This is a genomic window from Phenylobacterium sp. (genome assembly GCF_004299445.1).
GTDB lineage: Bacteria > Pseudomonadota > Alphaproteobacteria > Caulobacterales > Caulobacteraceae > Phenylobacterium.
In genome coordinates, this window is the sequence record NZ_SCTC01000083.1 from 16557 (window position 1) to 32621 (window position 16065).

Consider the following 16065-nt stretch of genomic DNA (forward strand, 5'->3'; position numbering starts at 1 on the left):
ACTGCAACCCTTTGTTGGAGGGTTGGCGTCGCAAAAGGCGGCGTCCCGAATAGGAACAAGCTTCACTACAAACTTGGGTGCGACCACTATGTTCGCCAGCGCCGTGACATCCGATGTGGGACTGGCCCGCGAGCTCTCCGATGCCCGGGCCCGGCTTGCCGACCAGGAACGCCAGATCCAGGAGCTGAATCACCGGGTCGCCAACAGCCTGCAACTGGCCGCCGACATGCTGGTGTTCGAGCAACTGCGGTCCCGCGACCCCCTGGCCCAGGCGGCGCTCGAGGCCAGCCGCGCGCGACTCGTCGCAGTCGGCGAGCTGCACCGGTATCTGTACGAGCACGCCGACGCGCCGTCGGTCGAGATGGCCCCTTTCCTCACCGGTCTCTGTGAGGCTGTGTCGGCCTCGACCGGCCTCAAGTGCCGCGTGCAATCCGACCTCACCCGCGTGCCCGGCGACATGGCCCAGCAACTGGCGATCGCCATCAACGAGTTCGCCATCAACGCCGCCAAGCACGCCTACGATGGCAAGCCGGGCGGCCGGCTGTCGGTGACGAGCCGCCGGGAGGGGCAGGATCTGGTCCTTACCGTCGCCGATGAGGGCAAGGGCCTGAGCGACGGCCGATCAGCCAATGGCGGCCTGGGGATGTCGATCGTGGCCGCCATCGTGCGCGACCTTAAGGGCGTGCTGACCGTTCAGAGCGATCGCGGCGCCCTATTCACGATCCGCGCGCCCCTGCCCTCGATGCGGACGGTCGTGCTGGATCGCTCCTTCCAGTCCTGGGCCGAACTCTAGCCGGACATCGACGAGCTCGTTGCGACCTGCAATGCTGGCGCCGGCTCCCCGGATCTGGCTTCAGCCTGCAGGAACCTCTGTATGCCAAGGACGCTCGTACCGCGTCGTCGCGCTTGCGTAATCATCGTCGAGAACCTTCCGGTCCCTTTCGACCGTCACGTCTGGCAGCAGGCTCTCGCGCTACGCGACGCCGACTGGGCGGTCACGGTGATTTGCCCCACGGGACCGTCGGCCCAACTGAAGCATGAGCGGTTGGAGGGCATCGAAATCTACCGCCACGGACTGCCGCTTGAAGCCAGGGGGGGCCTAGCCGGCTATGCCCTCGAGTACGGCGCGGCGCTGTTCCATGAGCTGCGGTTGCTGATCAGGGTCGCCCTCAAGGGACGTTTCGACGTCATTCACGCCTGCAACCCGCCCGACGTCATCTTCCTCGTCGCCGCGCCCTTCAAGCTCTTCGGCGTCCGCTTCGTGTTCGACCAGCACGACCTATCGCCGGAACTATACGAGTCCCGCTTCGGACGGACGTTGACCCACCGGATGTTGCTGCTGTTCGAGAAGCTGTCGTTCAAAATGGCCGACCATGTGCTGGCTTCCAACGAGACCTTCCGCGAGATCGCGCTCGAGCGGGGCGGCAAGTCGCCGGAGCAGGTGTCGGTCGTCCACACGATTCCGGACGCCCTGCACCTCAGAGTCGCCGAGCCAGATCGGACCGCGCGGCGCGGCAAGCGCCTGGTCGTGGGCTACCTCGGGATCATCGGCTTCCAGGATGGCCTAGACCATCTGGTGGAGGCGGTGGCGCGCCTGCATGCCGAGGGGCTGACCGACTTCCAGGTGGTCATCATCGGCGACGGGCCTGCCCTGGAGTCCCTAAGTGAGAAGATCGAGACCGCCAACCTCACCGCGCTCTTCACCCTGACGGGGTACCTCTCGGGCGCTAGTCTCTGGGCGCACTTAGCCGACTTCGACGTGGGCGTGATCCCAGACCCACGCAACGCCTTCAACGACAAGATTTCGATGAACAAGGTCTTCGAATACAGCGCGCTCGGCATTCCAATAGTGAGCTACCGGCTGAAGGAGACGGCGCGCCTCCTGGGCGACGCAGGCGCCTATGCCCCTGACGATACGCCGGCCGGCCTGGCCGATGCGCTGCGCGAGATGTTGCAGAACGACGATCTCCGCAAGAGGAAGGCCAAGCAGGCCCTGGCCGTCGCGCGCGAAAAGTTCGACTGGGCGCGCGAAGCCTCGTCGCTGGTGGCTGCCTACGACCGGCTCAAGCCACCGGGCTGAGGGGCTGCAGCCGGTCGTAGGCAGACACGAATCCTTCGGCCAGATCCGACGTCTCCAGGGTCTCGACCCGCCCTCCGGTGCGGTGCGCGATCCGCTGAAGCGTGGCGTCAGTCAGGGTGGATAGCGGCGTGTCCGTCCGCGCCACTGCGAGGAGAACACCAGGACGTTCGAGCAGACGCACGTGCGCCAGCCCTTCAGCCAGCCGCCGACCCAGCGCGCGGTCGTCCAGCGACTGGTCCCGCCGGTACTGCACGACGAGCAGCCGCTCTCCCGGCGCGACGGCCGGTCTCGCGAACTCGCCGATGTCGCGCACGCGTTTCAGCATCGGATCACCCAAGATCTCCACGTATGAAAGCGGCGGTCCGCCACAGCCCGCGATGTGCAGGACAGCGTTCCAGCACATGCCATGTTCAACATCGACCGGCTCGGCCTCGCCGTCGATCATGACCGGCGCCCACGCTCGCGAAGACATCAGCGCAAGGCGCGCCGTCATAACACCAGCGTCGGTCATGATCGAGACTTGCCCGTTCTCGACCCGGATTTCGCGCACGTCGAGGCCATGGCGGATGATCCCGCCAGCGGCCAAGAAGCGCTGCCCAAGGCGCTCCAGGAGGCCCCACGCGCCCTCCTGCGGGTACTTGTAGAGATGGGCGGAACTGATCGCCGTACGCCACGCACTGCGCAAACCCCGGCGCGCCTTGTCCGCCTCCCTCCGCGCCAGCGCGCGCGCCGCGACGGCGGCGTGGAAGGCCGCGCGCGTGAGGCCCATCGGCGCGCGTCGTCCGTTGATCAAACTGTAGGAGGGATCGACCTTCATCGGCACGCCCATATCGACCTCCAGGCAACGCATGAGGGCGAGACGGTTCTCCAGCAGATGCGCCCCGATCTCGACGCGCTCGAAGCCCAGGAGGCTCCCCGCCATCCATCCGCCGCCCATCGTAGCCGACCGGTCCGCCAGCAGGACGCGGCGCCCACTCTCAGCCAGGCGGATCGCGCGCATAAGCGTGAGGGGGCTTGTCCCGATCCCGACCACATCGGCCGACTCGGCGCCGATCAAGCGAAGAAGCCCCGTACGGCCGCGATGATGCGCTCGACTTCGACCTCGGTCAGGTGCGCGTGGATCGGTAGGGACAGCGTGGACCCAGCATGCCGGACTGCGTTGGGAAACAGACCGTCCGCAGCGACACCAAACATCGGCTCCCGATGAAAAGGCCGCGGATAGTGCGCCAGCGTGGGCACGCCGACACTCTTGAGATGAGCCATGAAGCGGTCACGCTCCGCAGCCCGCAGAACGAACTTGTGCCAAACATGCCGTACGTGCGGCGACACGGACGGACGCTCCAGCGGCAGGTCCGAGAACTCGTGGATATACCTTTCGGCGATGCGCGCACGTCGGGCAGCCCAATCGGTCTGCCGTTCAAGCTTCGTGGAAAGCACGGCCGCAGCCAGTGTCGAGAGCTGCGAGTTGTAGCCCGGTTCGACGTAGTCTCCAGCTTCGCGCCCGTGGTACCGCAGGCGGCGAACTCGGGCTGCTATCGAGGCATCGTCCGTCAACACGGCGCCTCCGCTGCCCGGCGCGCTCAGCACCTTCATCGGATCGAAACTCAGGGCCGAGGCAAGACCGACTCCCCCGGCCGCGGCCTCGCCATGGGTCGCTCCGAATGCTTGGGCCGCATCCTCGATGATCGCGACGCCATACGCGGCGCCAAACGCGCGCAACGCCTCGGGGTCGCTCATGGCGCCGAACAACTGGACCATGACCACGGCCTTGGTGCGCGGAGTGACAGCCCGCCCCGCCGCCTCAAGGTCCAGCAAACAGGCATCGTCCACATCGACGAAAACGGGCCGTGCGCCCGTCCGCGCCACCGCTGCGGCTGTCGCGATGAACGAAATGTCGGGGACGATCACCTCATCACCAGGGCCCACTCCGACGGAAAGCAGTGCGAAGTAGAGCGCGTCGGTGCCCGACCCGACGCAGACGGCCTCCGCACGCCCGCAGGCCAGGGCCAGGCTCTGCTCCAAGGCCACGACGCCGGGCCCCTGCAGCATCTGGCCGCTTGCCATGACCTCCGCAATTCGCGCGTTGAGCACGTCGGCCAATTCGGCATGCTCGCGCTTGATGCCAGCGAAATCGATCACGTGCGCAGGGTTTGATACGGCGTTCATCACTGAGCCGCGACCGGCGCAACGGCATGCGAGACCAGGAAATCGAGATAGCGCCGCACGCCCGACTCCAGGTCGACGCGCGGACGGTACCCAAGCAGCCGGTGGGCACGAGAGACATCCAGAGTGCCTCGCCGCGGACGGTCGCCCGCACCGCTGTTTGAGCGAACCACGTTCAGGTTTCCGGCCTCGCGCAGGACAACCCCGATCAGGTCCTCCAACGAGCGGGCGCCTCCGAAGGTGAGGTTGAACGTGTCGCCACCCAGCCCTCGCGTCTCGCCGGCTGCGACAAGGCCGCTGACCAGGTCCCCGACCCATGTGAAATCGATGAAGGTCTCGGCTGGATTGGAGGCGATGAACGGCTCGCCAGTTAGGGTCGCTTCGCACGCCTTCTGAACCACCCTGCCATGGATGTCAGTCGGCCCGTAGACGCCAGACGGGCGCACCACCACGCTCTCGTGCAGCGTGCGCGCGAGATAGCTGTGCGTCATCACTTCCCCTGCCAGCTTCAGGGCCCCGTAGAGGTTGACTGGCTTGGTGGGTGCGTCCTCCGACACAGGATTGGCGGCGAAGTGGCCATAGACCATGCTGGAGGAAACGTAGACCACCCGGGTCGGCCGGGAGCGCGCCCGAACGATTTCCAGCACGTGAGTCAGACCCAGCATCATCGAGCGACCCGCCTCAGGCGGGTTGGCCTCCACCTGGCTCACGAGCGGCGCGGCCGCCAGGTAGTACACGCAGTCCGGATCCGCCGCGTCCAGGGCCTCGGCCAGCCGGGGACGGTCGGCAACGTCAAGGCGAACGATCCGCGCCCGAGGGAGAAGTTCATGGCGTCGAAAGGCCAAGCTTGCGGCGATCGAGCCTTGCGGATGTCCGTCCTCGACACCGGGCCCGAAAGGCCCACAGTCGATGACAACAACCGTATGACCGTGGTCCGTCAGTTCCCGTACCAGGTGAGACCCGACAAAACCCAGTCCACCGACAACTATCGCACGCACATCACTTCCCCCACTACAACCCTCACGATACTTCGATTGGGTCTCATGGGAAGGGCAGACACCCTGGCAGGCGAGTTTCGGCAATCGGCGCTCAACCGTTGCGGACTGCGCTGTCTTCCGACCTGGAGACGCACTGGCCTTTGGCCTGCGACACTGCAGCCCATCGCCGAACGCCATCGCCAGGGTCTAGACCCCCGCCCCTTCGCTGTGAGCCGCAGCAGGCGAGACGCCTGTCCTCGCCCGCTGTCGCCTGGCGTCGTCGTTGTCGGCCAGGAACCTGACCGGAGGCACGACCTCCGCCGTTCCGGCTCGCCGACGCTCGGAAGTCTGGTCTGCACGCGCACCCGCGCAGGCTGATCTCCGGGCCGCTGGCCCGGTCCCGCCGCCGAGCGCGTCCGCGCGCGGGCGTCCGTGGATCGGGTCGGCGTGACGGACGCGCCGCGTCATGGCCGGTTTCCGGCCCACGCGCGGCGCCGCGAGGGCTACTGCGCGTTCTCGGCCAGCTGGGGGTACTTGCAGATCAGGTGCTTGGCGCCCTGCTTCAGTTCCTCGATCGCCTCATCCACGTGCGCCCGTTGGGCCTGCAACTGCTCGATCCGCTTCTTGTGGATGCGCAGCGCTTCGGCGTCCTGAGCGGTGGGGCCTTCTTCGTCGTAGGTGTCGAGGATATCCCGGATCTCGGCGATCGACAGGCCAACGCGGCGGCCGCGCAGGATCAGCTGCAGCCGCGCCCGATCCTTGTAGGAGTAGACCCGCGCCGTGTCCCGACGCGCCGGCGAGAGCAGGCCCTGCTCCTCATAGAACCGCAGCGCGCGCGGCGTGGCGTTGAACTCGCGGCACAGCTGGGTGATCGAATAGGTCCGGTACGGCGGACGCTTCAGGTTCAGCAGCAGGGTCATGGCTTCCTCCCTCACAGCCCCAGCACGAGCCGGGCGATGATGTCCCTTTGGATCTCGTTGGAGCCGCCATAGATCGAGGCGGCCCGGTTGTTCAGGTAGCGTGGCATCGCAACAAGGCCTTCGTGGGGCCCCACCGCCTCGACATTCGACCCTGGCTCGCGCGCCTGGGGCTGATCGACATGGGCGTAGGCTCCCAGGGCGGCGATGGAGATTTCATCCAACCGCTGCATGGCCTCCGTGCCATTGATCTTGAGCATGGACGACGCAGGGCCGGGATTCTTGCCGCCGGCCAGCGAGGCCAGGACCATCCGCTCGGACATATCGATGGCGGTGATGGCGATCTCGGCCTCGATCAGCCTGCGCCGATGGGCGGCATCGTCCCCGTCGGCTGCCTCGGCGATCTTCTGAGCGCGGGCCAGACCCACCTGCAGCCCTGGCGCCGAGCCGCCGCCCCGCTCGAACTCGAGCAGGTACTTGGCCACCGTCCAACCCTGGTTTTCCTCGCCGATCCGATTGGCCTTGGGAACCCGGACGTTGTCGAAGAACACTTGGTTCACCTCGTGCTCGCCCGCCAACGTGATGATCGGCTTGACCTCGATCCCCGGGCTTTTCATCTCCAGCAGCAGGAAGGTGATGCCCTGTTGCGGCTTGCCCTCGGTCGAGGTCCGCACCAGGCAGAACATCCGATTTGCAAAGTGGGCATGCGTGGTCCAGATCTTGGATCCGGAGAGAACGTAGTCATCTCCGTCACTTGCAGCGCGCAATTGAAGCGATGCGAGATCCGAGCCGGAGCCGGGTTCGGAATAGCCCTGGCACCAGTAGTCCTCACCCGAGAGAATCCGGGGCAGGTAGTAGGCTTTCTGCTCGGGCGTGCCGTAGCCCATGATCACGGGCCCCACCATCTTCAGGCCCATGGGCGACAGGCTGGGCGCCCCGGCCCGGGCGCACTCGGCCGAGAAGATCGAGCGTTGCACCTCGTTCCATCCCGGACCGCCGTACGGCCTGGGCCAGCTGGGCGCCGCCCACCCACGCTCGTGCAGGATGCGCTGCCACGGGAGGCTGAACCGGGGTTCGCAGAACACGCTGGTGAGCCCGGCGCCGGCAGCGCGCAGCTCCGGTGTCAGGTTCGCATCGAGAAAGGCCCGGACCTCGGCCTGGAAGGCTAGGTCCTCATCACGTAGCTCAAGATCCATGGCGTCGCCGCGACGTGCGCGAGGGATTTACGCACCTCGCCAGCTTGCGGCCCCTAGCGGGTCAGAACAAGCTATCGGAAGTAATAGGAATAACCCTACGGCATGCGCGACGCTGCCCCTTTCCTCCAGGAATCCGAGGCCTTGGCTCACGAGATCGTGGCGGCCGGGTCGCGGATCGGGCTGCCTTTCGTGGCCGCCGCCGCCGACATCAGCTCGGCCCAACCTCCGTTGGGGGTGGACGGCCGGCCGTTGGCCGAAACCGTGTTCCGCTGGATCGATCCCACCCTGCGCTACTGGGAGGACCACAGCTTCGCCCTGAAGGCCGCTTTCATTCACGCCGCGCGCGCCTGCGCCGAGCCGTACTATTTCGATGGCGCCCGCTTCGGCTCCTGGCGGGCGAACCCGACGCTCGAGCTGATCAACAGCGAAGGGCCCATCGACACCTATGGCGTCGCCTCGGCGATCGTCAGTCCGGTCTACCTGCCTGGCGGGGTGATCGGGGCGGTGGTGTGGGCGACGCCCGACCCTGCTATCGACGTGGTCCGGGCCTTCACCGCGAATGCGGCCGAGTTGCACGTGCTGGCCCTGCGGTTCGTCGCCACCTACGAGGACGCGGTCGCCGGCAGCGACCAGCCTCCGGCCCGGCTGACCCGCCGCGAGATCCAGTGCCTGAAGTGGGCCGCCGCCGGGAAGACGGATTCCGAGATCAGCGAGATCGTCGCCATCTCTTTGCCAACAGTCCGGTTTCATGTGACCAACGCGGCGCGGAAGCTGGGGGTCGCCGGACGCTCGCAGGCCGTGCAACGCGCCGCAACCTTGGGCTACATCGGGGCGACAGGACCCCACGCGACCACAGGCCCCATGCGCGCTCGCCTTCCCAGCGAGTAGGCTCGACCTACGGGAGATTCGGAAAGGACGAACGGGAGATGCGGCCCCGCTTTCGTCGTGCAGGCGTCGGGGCCTGCGCGGCCTTGATTCTCGCGACGGCAGCGCCTGCCGGCGCCGCCTCGCGCGCGCCGACGGGCAAGGACGCGCGGGCGTGGTCGGCCCTCGTCGTCGAGGCCGAGGCTGCGCAGATGGCGGGCGACTGGCGCAGGCTGGAGCAGGCCACGCGCAGGCGCGCCGCGATCGAGGAGCGCACCTATGGTCCTGAGGCGCCCATCACGGCCGCGTCCTGGTCCTGGATCGGCCAGGCCCTGGTCCATCGCGGGCGCGACGCCGAGGCGGAGCCCTATTTCCGCAAGGCGCTGGCCGTCGATCGCGGCGCTCTGGGCGCTGCGCACCCCCAGACCCTCATCGCCATGTCGAACCTGGCCGCCCTGTTTGAGCGCCAGGGCCGTTTCGCCGAGGCCGAGCCGCTGCGTCGCGAACTGCACGACGCCGGACGGAGCCTGTTCGGCGCCAGCAGCGCGGCGGCGGCCGCCGGCGCGGTCGCCCTGGGCGATGTCCTGCGGGCCTTGGGCCGGGCCACGGAAGCGGAGCCGCTCTACCGCGCGGCCCTTGAGATCGACACCCGCGTCGCCGGCGAGGCCGATCCCCGCGTCGCAGCCGACCTTGGGGCTCTGGCCGCCGCCCTTGACGACCTGGGTCGCCACGCCGAGGCCGAGCCTCTGCACCGACGCGCCTTGGCGCTCCGTCGTCAGGCCTTCGGTGAACGCGACGCCGCGACCGCTCAGGCCTACGCCCGGATCGCCGCCAACCTCGACGCCCAGGGCCGGCACGTCCAGGCCGAGCCGCTGCACCGTCTGGCTCTGGCCACCGACCAGGAGCTTCGTGGGCGCAGCCACCCGGCAACGGCCGCCGATGCGGCGGCGCTGGGCGCGAACCTGACTGCCCAGGGCAAGTCGGACGAGGCCCAGGTCCTGTTGCGCGAGGCGCTGGCCATACGCCGCAAGGTGCTGGGCGAGCGCCACGCCGACACGGGGGCCAGCTATGGCGCGTTGGCCGATGCGCTGGCCTCCAGCGGCCAGCGACGCAAGGCCGAAGGGCTGCACCGCAGGGCCCTGGAGATCACCCGCGCAGCCCGGGGCGAACGGACGCCGGCGACGGCCACCCTCTACGCGGGCCTCGCGGGCGACCTCGTCGCCCAGGGACGCCACGCCCAGGCTGAACCACTGCTGTTGAAGGCGCTGGAGATTCGCCGCGCCACCCTGGGCGAGCGCCACCCGGACACCGGCCGCGCCTATGACGCCCTGGCCGAGGCCCAGCACCGACAGGCCGCCAACACGGGAGCCGAGCAGATGTCGGCGCGCGCCGTCGCCATCGTTCGCGCCCGCCGCGCCGCCGATCGCCTCGCCGTCGGGTCGGGCCCCGATGCGGCGCTCCGGCGAGCACGCGCGGGCGAGGACTCGGTCGCTGACGGGCGGCCGACGTTCCGCCGCTATCTCACCGTGGCCTGGGACGCCTCGCAACAGACGCCCGGCGAGCTGCCGCGCCTGCAGAACGCCGCCTTTACCGCCGCGCAGGACCTCAACATCTCGCCGGCCGCCCGTGCGTTGGCCGAGACCACGGCCCGCGCGGCGCTGGGCAAGACCGCCACCGCCCGCGACGCCCGCGTGCGACAGGCTCTGGCGGGTCAGGTTCGGGAACTGGAGGGCCAGTTGGTCCAGGCCCTGCCCCAGAACGACCCCGGTGAGGCCGCACGGATCGGGGGGGCGCTGGACGCGGTCGGCCGTGAGCTGGCCAGCCTCGACGCCCGCCTCTCGCGCGACAATCCGCGCTACGCCGAGACCGTATCGCCGCCGGCGCTGTCCATCCCTCAGGCACAGGCCCGTCTGCGGACCGGCGAGGGACTGCTGCTGATCGTCCCCGCCGGCGAGGACGTCCATGTCTTCGCGATCTCGCGGAACCGTGCCGCCTGGAACCGCATCACCAGAGGCCAGGCGGACCTGGAACGGCGCATCCGCACCCTTCGCTGCCAGGTGGACGACAGCGCCTGCAGCGGTCGCCGGACAGCCGCCGGCGAGAGCCAGGCGACCTTCGACGGCCAGGTCGCCTTTGGCGTCTATCGCGACCTGATCGCGCCGCTCGAGCCGGCGCTGGCCGGAGTCGACCGGCTCTACGTCACCAGTTCCGGCGCGCTGGCCGGGCTGCCATTGGCGCTGCTGCCCACCCGCGATCCAGGCGGCGTGCCCGACGCCCTCGCGCACGCCAGCTGGCTGGCCGACCGGTATGCGCTGACAACCCTCCCGTCCGTAGCCAGCCTGCGGGCCTCGGCGCACAGCCGACGCGGGCCGGAGACGCGCTGGTCCTTCGTGGGTTATGGCGATCCGACGCTCAAGGGGGCCAGCCCCGACCGGCGGCTGGCCGACCCCAAGGCCTTGGCCATGGCGTTCGGCCCTCTCCCCGGTACGGCTGACGAACTGCGCGCCATGGCCCGCACCCTCGGCGCGCCCCAGGCCAGCCTGCGCCTGGGCGGCCGGGCCACCGAGGCGGCGCTCAAGTCCTCACCCGATCTGGCGGCCGCGCGCGTTGTCGCCATCGCCACGCACGGCCTGCTCTCGCGAGAGATCGGCGGCGTCGACGAGCCCGGTCTCGTGTTGACCCCGCCCGCCCGCGCGACGTCGCAGGACGACGGCGTCCTCACCGCCTCCGAGGCTGCGGCATTGGACCTCTCGGCCGACTGGGTGATCCTGTCGGCCTGCAACACAGCCGCCGCCGACGGCACGCCGGGCGCCGACAGCCTGTCGGGCCTGGCGCGCGCCTTCCTCTACGCCGGCGCGCGCGCCCTGCTGGTCAGCCATTGGCGCGTCTACGACGACGCGACCGCGGCGCTGACCGTGCAGACGCTGGCGATCCAGCGCGCCAACCCTCGGCTGACCAAGTCGCAGGCCCTGCAAAGGGCGATGCGCGCTGTGCGGACGGGGCGACTCCCCACCGGCGGCCCGCTGCCTGGCTGGCGGCCGGAATGGTCCCATCCAGCCTACTGGGCGCCCTTCGTGCTGATTGCCGCCGAAGGCTGAACACAACGCAGCGATGGCGCTTGCGTTGGGGGGAGACAACGCTTGCGGGTTGAGCGGCTGGGGAGCATGACGTCGCCATGGTGACGCCTTCGCCGCGTGTCTGGACCCTGGCGCGACTTTCGCTCGGCTTCACGCTGGAGCAGGTGGCGGCCGGGCTCGCAGATCTCAGCCCGATGGATGCGTTGCTGGTGCTTGCGGTAAACCAGGCCAACATAGCGCCGCTCACCCGTGATCCCGCCGCCCGCCAGGCCTATGGCGACCTCGAGCACGCCGCTCCCGACGACGCCCGGCGCCCGGCCAGCATCAACGCCATGGCCAACTCGCTGGGCATTCCTTTCGAGACCACACGTCGGCGGCTGAAGAAGCTTGAGGGCCAGGGGGTGTGCAAGACGATCCCGGGCTCCGGCATCGTGATCCCCGAGTCGTTTCTGACCTCTCCGGCCTATCTGCAGAGCGTCCTCGCGGCCCACGAGCGACTGATCGCCTTCTACGCGCGGCTGCTGGAAGGCGACCTTCTCGATCCCCTGCCCGCGACCAACTACGGCATCGACGACGGCGTGCCCCTGCGTGGCGCGGCTCGGCTCCTTTCCGACTACCTGCTGCGCGGCCTCGACGGCCTGTTGCGCGAGGGCGAGGACGTAGCCTCAGCTCTCACGTTCCTGGCGATCCTGGTCACCGCGCTCGACGAAGCTCCCTGGCCGCCGCAGGCCGCCGCCGAGCCGACGCCATTTCGAGCCATAAGGGTGTCCGACGTGGCCCGCCGCCTGCGTATGCCCGGCGAGACCGTGCGGCGGCACGTGCTGGGCCTGGAGGGGGTCGGACTCGTCGCCCGCACGCGCGGCGGAATCACCGTCGCCCAGGACATCCTGGATCGCCCCGCCATACAGACGCTGGCCGAGGAGCATGCCGCCGCCGTCCAGCGCCTGTTCGCTGGCTTGGCTGAGCGCGGCGTGGTGGCGGCGTGGGAACAGATGGGGGCTGGCGTCGCACCCCGTCGTCGCGCCTGAGCGGTTGCGGTCGAGCGCGGCGCCCCGTAGGCTCGGCGGCATTACGTTCGTGGAGGTCGCCTCATGCGTCCGGTTCTGATCGCCCTAGGCCTCGCGGCTCTCGCCACACCGGCCCTGGCGCTGACGGTCACCTCGGCCCCGAACGTCGATCAGCAGCAGCACCTGCGCCCCTCGCCGGCCGCCCAGGGCGTCGATATTCGCGACTCCTACCTCGGCGGTGGCGGCGGCCCGACCGGCCTGAGCTACAGCCAGGGCTCGCGCTCCAACACCGATGCGCCGCGCTTCTACTATAACAGCTACGACGCCTTCGGCCGTTTCAACGGCGTGGTCCCGGCGGACGACCGCTACGACACCCCGCTGAATCGCCGCATCTCGCCGTCGGAACGCGATCTAAACCGGCTCGCCCCGCGGCGCTGACAGACGGTCGCCGGCGGCACCCGGGATGCGCGCCGCCACGCCGGCTCGCCCCCGTAGTTCCTGGTGGAGAGCCGCCCTCCTGAGTCTCGCCGTCCTGGCGAGTCCCCTGGGTCCAGCCAGAGCCAGCGATACAAAGACCGAAGCGCTGCAGGCTGAGATCAAGGCGGCGCGATATGAGGCGGCGCGCGCCGACAGCGACTCGCCCGAACAGGTGCGAGCTCTGGAAAAGCTTCTGCAGCTGGAGATCCGGCTGCATGGAAGCGAGTCCCCGGAGATCATCCCCACGATCCGGCATCTTGCCGCGACAGTTCCGCTGGATGATCCCCAGCGCAGTCAGAAGCAGATCCCGTTTCTGCAGCGAATCCTGAAGATCCAGATGGCCGCCGGACCAGCGCAGGAAGCCGCGGCCGACGCCACGCGCGCGGACCTGATCCTGTACCATGACGTCTCGGGCCAGTTCGCCCAGTCGATCCCTTACCTGCGCGGCCGGGTGGACTACCTTTCCCGCACCCAGGACAAGCGTCTTCCCGACGTCGCGCTCGATCTGTCGAAGCACCTGCTCGAGGCAGGCGACGGCGCCGGAGCGCGCGCGGCGCTCGCCGTTCTGCCCCGCGCCTGCCTGGACGCCTGGGCCCCCGCGTGCGCCCAGGCCAGCGATCAACTGTTCGACCTCAGCCTGGAGGCGGACGATGTCGAGACCCTCGATCGTCTCGGCGCTGGGCTCATCCGGCGGCTCCGGGGCGGCGCCTGCGAGCCACGGCTCCTGCGCAATCTGTCGATCTACTTCGGCTACAAGGGCGACGACGACGCCGGACATGATCTCTACGCTGGCCTGCTCTCCAACCCCGCCTGTGGGCCTGACGAGCGTGACGAGATCGTTCACTGGCTAGAGCTGGGCTACAGCGACTACGCCGCGGTCGAGCCACTGCGCCGCAAGGCTCTGGAGGAGGCAGACGGCGGGGAGGCGCGGGCCGACGCAGCGCGCGACCTGGGCTTCAACCTGTGGTCACAGGGTCGCCCTGAGGAAGCCGCGCCCCACCTGCAGGCGGCGCTCGACCACTATCTGCAGTCGCGGGCGGCCGCCCCCACGACTGTAGCCTACGCGGCGCTGTGGCTGGCCAGGACCTATGAAGCGACCGACAGGATCGGGCGCGCGCTCGAGGTGATCGGGGCGGCGTCGGCGCATCCGTCCGTCGCCAGGGCGGCGACGGCGGACCCCATGTCGGACGTTCTGTCCGCATCGCGCGCGCGGCTGCTCGCCGTCTCAGGCCGCCAGACCGAGGCGCTGGATCTGCTGCGGAAGCGTCGGCTGGCGCTGCAGGATCACGCGTGGGTGTACGATCTGCCCGACGCCGTGCGCGAACTCAGCGACATCCTGACCCTGGCCGGAGATCCTGTCGGCGGGCGCGAAGCCATGGCGTGGCTTGCGAAGCGCTTCGGCCGCGACCCGAATGTCCCCCGGCCCGAACGCCAGGCCATACGGCTCATGGCGGCTGAGGCCGCTTCGCAGGATCCGGCCACGCGGCCTGCGGCGTTGGCTGAGGTCCGCGCAATCCTCAACGACATCGAGGCGCTGAAACAGGGCCTTGCCGGCGCCGCCGACGCGACGGGCGCCAGCGCACGCGAGGCCCTCTCGGGCGACCTGATCCGTTCCGACCACGGACGGACGGCCGCTCTCGGCCTGCTGTTGACCGTCGGCTATGCCGAGCGCGAACGGACCCGCGGGCTCGAGGCCGAGACGTTTCTGGCGGCGCAGGACCTTGAGGTATCCGCCGCGGCGCGCGCATTGGCCCAGACTGCAGCGCGGATGGCGGCCGGATCCGGCAAGCTTGGAGAGGCCGCCCGACTCCAACAATCGCTCTCGCGAGACCTCCAGACGATCAGCGCCGAACTGACGGACGCCCTGACAGGCAACGACGCCGACGAAATCGCGCGACTCGAGGATGAGATGGCGCGAGTCGCCGCTCGTCTGGCCGCCGCAGACGCGCAACTGCGCAAGAGCTTCCCGCAGTACGCAGAGTTGGCTTCGCCCAAGCCGCTCTCGCTGGCCGAGGTCCAGGCCCGGCTGCGGCCGGGAGAAGGACTGCTTCTGACCGTCGACCTGTGGAATGACATCCATGTCTTCGCGGTGTCGAAGACGAAGATCGCATGGAGCCGGCTGGCGGGTGGTTCGAACTCCGTGGCCGAACGCGTCGCGCGCCTGCGTTGCCAGGTCGACGAGACCACCTGCGGCAAGGCGCTGGCGGGCCGCCGGCGGGGTGACCTTGCGCAGATGGCGACGGCGGCCGACGATTCCATCCCGGAGTTCGATCTGAACGCCGCCTACAGCCTCTACAACGATCTGATCGCCCCTGTGGAACCGGCCCTGGAGGGCGTGAAGCAGCTCTTCGTCACCGCGAGCGGCGCCCTCAGCGCGCTTCCGTTCGGACTGCTCATCACCCAAGCGCCGCCCGCCGACGCCCAGACCGGCTCCGCGTCGAGACTGGCTTCGGCGGCGTGGCTGGCGGACCGTTACGCGTTGACGACGCTTCCTTCCGTCTCGAGCCTCCGCGCATTCAACGTGGTCCGTGACGTCCGGGAACGCGGCGAGATCCTGCGCGGCTTCGGCGATCCGGTCCTGACCGGAGAAGGCTTCATTCTCGCCCCGGCCGACGTCCATCGGGGCGACACGGGACGGCAGACCCTGGCCAACCCCGAAATGCTGCGAAAAGGCCTCGCGCCCCTGCCCCATACCCGCAGCGAGTTGCTGGCGATCGCCCGCAGCGTAGGCGCGCAAGCCACAAGCCTGAGACTGGGCGACGACGCGACCGAGGCGGCAATCAAGTCGGACGCCACTCTCGCCTCCGCGCGCATTGTCGTGCTCGCCACGCACGGCCTGATCCCCACATCGATCAACAAGCTGGACGAGCCCGGGCTTGTCTTCACGCCGCCGTCCACGCCCTCTTCGCTCGATGATGGCTATCTCTCCGCCTCGGAGGCGGCAACGCTGAAGCTCTCTGCGGACTGGTTGATCCTCTCGGCCTGCAACACGGCGGCGCCCGATGGAAAGCCCGAGGCCGAAAGCCTGTCCGGCCTCGCCCGAGCGTTCCTTTATGCCGGCGCCAAGGCGCTGCTCGCCAGCCACTGGAGCGTCCTGGACGACGCAACGGAGGCGCTGATGATCGAGACCCTGGCCGCGCAGCGAGCCGACTCGACCCTCAACGGGGCGCAGGCGCTGCAGCGGGCGATGGCGTCGATCCGCACCGGCCGCCGGCCCGACGCCACGCCGATCGAGGGCTGGCAGCCCTATTGGGCTCACCCTGCGGCCTGGGCGCCGTTTGTCCTGATCGGCGCCGGGGAGTAGCGG

At 69.2% G+C, this 16065-nt stretch carries 12 protein-coding genes; 7 read left to right on the forward strand and 5 right to left on the reverse strand.

What is annotated here, in order from left to right; genetic code table 11:
• Positions 1-88 precede the first annotated feature (88 nt).
• Together EPN98_RS23190 and EPN98_RS23195 are read left to right on the forward strand one after the other, a co-directional pair.
• A complete protein-coding gene (locus EPN98_RS23190; RefSeq protein ID WP_293365317.1) occupies positions 89-793 on the forward strand; it encodes a sensor histidine kinase in 705 nt (234 codons plus the stop codon).
• Between the two features lie 81 nt (positions 794-874).
• The gene (locus tag EPN98_RS23195; protein WP_293365319.1) at positions 875-2080 is read left to right on the forward strand and encodes a glycosyltransferase family 4 protein; all 1206 of its coding nucleotides are present in this window, start codon (positions 875-877) and stop codon (positions 2078-2080) included.
• Here the strand turns inward: EPN98_RS23195 and EPN98_RS23200 are convergent.
• The 5 genes from EPN98_RS23200 to EPN98_RS23220 form a co-directional block, all read right to left on the reverse strand.
• Positions 2064-3137: a hypothetical protein gene (locus tag EPN98_RS23200; protein ID WP_293365320.1), complete on the reverse strand. Its 1074-nt coding sequence runs from the start codon at positions 3135-3137 to the stop codon at positions 2064-2066. The genes EPN98_RS23195 and EPN98_RS23200 overlap by 17 nt on opposite strands.
• Positions 3134-4246, reverse strand: a complete 1113-nt coding sequence (locus EPN98_RS23205) for a DegT/DnrJ/EryC1/StrS family aminotransferase (RefSeq protein ID WP_293365321.1) — start codon at positions 4244-4246, stop codon at positions 3134-3136. Before EPN98_RS23205 ends, EPN98_RS23200 begins: the two co-directional genes overlap by 4 nt.
• Positions 4246-5241: an NAD(P)-dependent oxidoreductase gene (locus EPN98_RS23210; protein ID WP_293365323.1), complete on the reverse strand. Its 996-nt coding sequence runs from the start codon at positions 5239-5241 to the stop codon at positions 4246-4248. Before EPN98_RS23210 ends, EPN98_RS23205 begins: the two co-directional genes overlap by 1 nt.
• Positions 5242-5723: 482 nt before the next feature.
• Complete coding sequence (locus EPN98_RS23215; protein WP_293365324.1) at positions 5724-6140, reverse strand: MerR family DNA-binding transcriptional regulator; 417 nt, start codon at positions 6138-6140, stop codon at positions 5724-5726.
• Positions 6141-6151: 11 nt separating this feature from the next.
• A complete protein-coding gene (locus EPN98_RS23220; protein WP_293365325.1) occupies positions 6152-7333 on the reverse strand; it encodes an acyl-CoA dehydrogenase family protein in 1182 nt (393 codons plus the stop codon).
• A 102-nt stretch (positions 7334-7435) separates the two neighbouring features.
• Here EPN98_RS23220 and EPN98_RS23225 point away from each other — a divergent pair, with 102 nt between their 5' ends.
• The 5 genes from EPN98_RS23225 to EPN98_RS23245 all read left to right on the forward strand — a co-directional run bounded on the left by EPN98_RS23225 (position 7436) and on the right by EPN98_RS23245 (position 16062).
• Positions 7436-8221, forward strand: a complete 786-nt coding sequence (locus EPN98_RS23225; protein ID WP_293365326.1) for a LuxR C-terminal-related transcriptional regulator — start codon at positions 7436-7438, stop codon at positions 8219-8221.
• A gap of 83 nt (positions 8222-8304) precedes the next feature.
• Positions 8305-11295, forward strand: a complete 2991-nt coding sequence (locus EPN98_RS23230; RefSeq protein ID WP_293365327.1) for a tetratricopeptide repeat protein — start codon at positions 8305-8307, stop codon at positions 11293-11295.
• Positions 11296-11372: 77 nt separating this feature from the next.
• The gene (locus EPN98_RS23235) at positions 11373-12302 is read left to right on the forward strand and encodes a hypothetical protein (protein ID WP_293365328.1); all 930 of its coding nucleotides are present in this window, start codon (positions 11373-11375) and stop codon (positions 12300-12302) included.
• Positions 12303-12365: 63 nt separating this feature from the next.
• Entirely contained in the window at positions 12366-12719 is a 354-nt protein-coding gene (locus tag EPN98_RS23240) for a hypothetical protein (protein WP_293365329.1), read from the forward strand.
• 211 nt (positions 12720-12930) lie between these two features.
• Positions 12931-16062: a CHAT domain-containing protein gene (locus tag EPN98_RS23245; protein ID WP_293365330.1), complete on the forward strand. Its 3132-nt coding sequence runs from the start codon at positions 12931-12933 to the stop codon at positions 16060-16062.
• Positions 16063-16065 lie beyond the last annotated feature (3 nt).

Bases quoted from the DNA above. Each gene is read 5' to 3' on its own strand.
- EPN98_RS23190 (WP_293365317.1), top strand. From the start codon at position 89: ATGTTCGCCAGCGCCGTGACATCCGATGTGGGACTGGCCCGCGAGCTC.
- EPN98_RS23195 (WP_293365319.1), top strand. From the start codon at position 875: ATGCCAAGGACGCTCGTACCGCGTCGTCGCGCTTGCGTAATCATCGTC.
- EPN98_RS23205 (WP_293365321.1), bottom strand. From the start codon at position 4,246: ATGAACGCCGTATCAAACCCTGCGCACGTGATCGATTTCGCTGGCATC.
- EPN98_RS23215 (WP_293365324.1), bottom strand. From the start codon at position 6,140: ATGACCCTGCTGCTGAACCTGAAGCGTCCGCCGTACCGGACCTATTCG.
- EPN98_RS23220 (WP_293365325.1), bottom strand. From the start codon at position 7,333: ATGGATCTTGAGCTACGTGATGAGGACCTAGCCTTCCAGGCCGAGGTC.
- EPN98_RS23225 (WP_293365326.1), top strand. From the start codon at position 7,436: ATGCGCGACGCTGCCCCTTTCCTCCAGGAATCCGAGGCCTTGGCTCAC.
- EPN98_RS23235 (WP_293365328.1), top strand. From the start codon at position 11,373: ATGGTGACGCCTTCGCCGCGTGTCTGGACCCTGGCGCGACTTTCGCTC.
- EPN98_RS23240 (WP_293365329.1), top strand. From the start codon at position 12,366: ATGCGTCCGGTTCTGATCGCCCTAGGCCTCGCGGCTCTCGCCACACCG.